Origin of the sequence: Rheinheimera sp., from assembly GCF_036568245.1 — a bacterium.
Lineage (GTDB): Bacteria > Pseudomonadota > Gammaproteobacteria > Enterobacterales > Alteromonadaceae > Alishewanella.
Map to the genome: position 1 here is coordinate 1 of NZ_DATCSY010000380.1, position 2,441 is coordinate 2,441.

Below are 2,441 nucleotides of genomic sequence, written 5' to 3' on the forward strand. Positions count from 1 at the left end.
ATGAAGCACCACCAGCAGCCAGATAACCAAAGCAATTACAGGCTCAGCCGATTTGACCAGCGGACTGGACAGAAAAGCTTTACGCAAGATGTAAAGCAGTAAACGGATAATCCCCAGGGCCAGCGCCACAGGCACCAGCGGGGCCAGCAATTGTTGTGGCAGTTCATAGGCTTGCAACAATTCGCGACTGAGCGCTAACAAAGCCGCCATGCTAAAAGGCAGCAAAATACGGTGCGAGCTGCGAAGCGCAACATGCCGCAGGCCCTGACCACCACTGTCGCTAAGGCGTTGTCCCCAGACCCGGTTTATCAGTAACGCTAACGCCAGGCATACAGCAATAACCAGTAACTGATACCAGAAAGTAGGCTGTTGTGTTTGCATGACGGCACTCTGCCACCAGGCGGTTATTTGTCCTGACATAAGTCACTCAGGTATTTTGATTTAATGCGTTTACCTTAGCAGAAAATTGCTGCCGGCCACAGCGGTTAAAACTTGCACTTTCTGAAAATAAAACTAATATGATATTAAATTGATATCATATCGAGGGCTACACTATGCTGAAGGAACGAATGATTAACAGTAAAGGCGGTTTTGGCATGATAGGCGTTTTGCTGTTGCTGCAAATCCTGACACTTGCTGCTGTTGCAGTGCTGCCGGTGGTGCTTAAGCTTGTTGCTTTGATACTGGCGATAGTAGTGTTTATCTGCTGGTTTGGTTTTTATATGGTGCATCCCAATCAGTCTGCCGTGTTGCAGTTATTTGGCCGTTACGTCGGTACTGATCTTAATAACGGCCTGCGCTGGGCTAACCCGCTTTACAGCAAACAGAAGGTCTCGCTTAGGGTACGTAATTTTGAAAGCAGCAAAATGAAGGTCAACGATAACGCCGGTAATCCGGTTGAAATCGCTGCGGTCGTGGTGTGGAAGGTGGTCGATAGCGCAGAGGCGGTATTTGAGGTAGACAACTATGAGAACTTTGTCAGTATTCAAAGCGAGTCTGCTATCCGCCATTTAGCCTCTAGTTATGCTTATGATGCGGGCAATGACGAGACCATCAGTTTGCGCAGCAGCACCGATGAGGTGACAGAACTGCTGAAACAGGAAATCCAGGCGCGGTTAAACAAAGCCGGCGTGCAGGTGCTGGAAGCCCGCATCAGCCATCTTGCCTATGCGGCTGAAATCGCCAGTGCCATGCTGCAGCGTCAGCAAGCTGCTGCTATCGTAGCCGCCCGGCAAAAAATTGTCGAAGGTGCCGTGGGTATGGTAGAGACGGCCTTGCAGAGTTTGTCAGAGCGTAATGTTATTGATTTAGACGGTGAGCGCAAAGCTGCTATGGTCAGCAACCTGCTGGTGGTATTGTGTGGCGATCATCATGTTCAGCCGGTAGTGAATACCGGTAGTTTGTATCAATAGGGGTTGTTGTGGCAAAGAAAGCCTTTGCGTTACGTATTGATGAGAAAATGCTCAGCGCTTTACAGCGCTGGGCAGATGATGAGTTTCGCAGCATCAACGGACAGATTGAATATCTGCTGCATGATGCGCTGAAAAAAGCCGGTCGTTTACCACCTGTGGCTGATCAGAATCGCAACGACGACTAATGCAGCAGCCACGATACTACAGGTAACGTCAACAAACCCAGCAGGATACCCAGGCCAATAATGCCGCTGACCAGCCGGGGCGCCAGCCCGGCCATAATAGCAATGGCGCCGGCGGAGATCATCGGTGGCATCGCGGCCTGAAAAATACTGATATTCACGGCTACACCACTGTAACCCAGTGCCAGCCACAATGCCGCAGCCAACAGCGGCATCATCACCAGTTTAATTGCCAGTGCACTTAACAGCGGTACCACTTCACTTTTGCTGAATTTGACTGTTAGGGCAAAACCGACGGCGACCATCACCACCGGTACTAAGGTCGCGGCCAGATTATCGATCAGTTGTGTGATAATGGGCGGATAGTCATATCCGCGCAGCAGCAAGCCAAGTGCCAGAGCAATAAATGATGGGAAAGTAATAATTTTGACTGCTATGCCTTTAAACGTTGGTTTGGCTGCCGTGGGGCTGTATAAAGCCGCAATAATCGTGACATAGCTTGCCAGCGCAATAAAAGAGCCTATCTGATCATATACCACGGCATAGGGCATGGCGGCATCACCAAACAATGCTGCTGTCATCGGGAAACCTAGAAACGAGGTATTGCCAAGCGGCAGCACTATTAACAGAGCGCCGGTTACCTCGCGCGGCCAGTTCAACCATTTACTTAGCAGCAGTACGGTTGCCACCACAACCAGCAGCAAAAACCAGGGCGTAACGGCCGGGATCAGCAGTTCAGCAGAGAACTGCAACTGAGGCACATTTTTTAAAATAAGTGCCGGTAAGGCGACGTACAGCACATACATATTCAGCGCTATACCACTGCTTTGCGGCATAGCCGGCAGAC

The 2,441-nt window shown here is 50.2% G+C and carries 3 protein-coding genes and 1 pseudogene; 2 read left to right on the top strand and 2 right to left on the bottom strand.

Features of this window, described 5'->3' with window-relative positions; all coding sequences use genetic code 11:
• Positions 1 to 420 (bottom strand): annotated as a pseudogene (locus VIN66_RS16885) (mechanosensitive ion channel protein MscS); the annotation flags it as partial.
• A gap of 134 nt (positions 421 to 554) precedes the next feature.
• Between VIN66_RS16885 and VIN66_RS16890 the strand changes: the two are divergent.
• Positions 555 to 1,412 carry an SPFH domain-containing protein gene (locus VIN66_RS16890; RefSeq protein WP_331925071.1) on the top strand — a complete coding sequence of 286 codons (858 nt, stop codon included), beginning with the start codon at positions 555 to 557 and terminating at the stop codon, positions 1,410 to 1,412.
• 8 nt (positions 1,413 to 1,420) lie between these two features.
• Positions 1,421 to 1,597: an Arc family DNA-binding protein gene (locus tag VIN66_RS16895; protein ID WP_331925072.1), complete on the top strand. Its 177-nt coding sequence runs from the start codon at positions 1,421 to 1,423 to the stop codon at positions 1,595 to 1,597.
• Here the strand turns inward: VIN66_RS16895 and VIN66_RS16900 are convergent.
• A complete protein-coding gene (locus VIN66_RS16900; RefSeq protein ID WP_331925073.1) occupies positions 1,594 to 2,439 on the bottom strand; it encodes an AEC family transporter in 846 nt (281 codons plus the stop codon). The genes VIN66_RS16895 and VIN66_RS16900 overlap by 4 nt on opposite strands.
• Positions 2,440 to 2,441: the final 2 nt, after the last annotated feature.

Coding starts and splice junctions, on each gene's coding strand:
- VIN66_RS16890 (WP_331925071.1), top strand. CDS start 555: ATGCTGAAGGAACGAATGATTAACAGTAAAGGCGGTTTTGGCATGATA.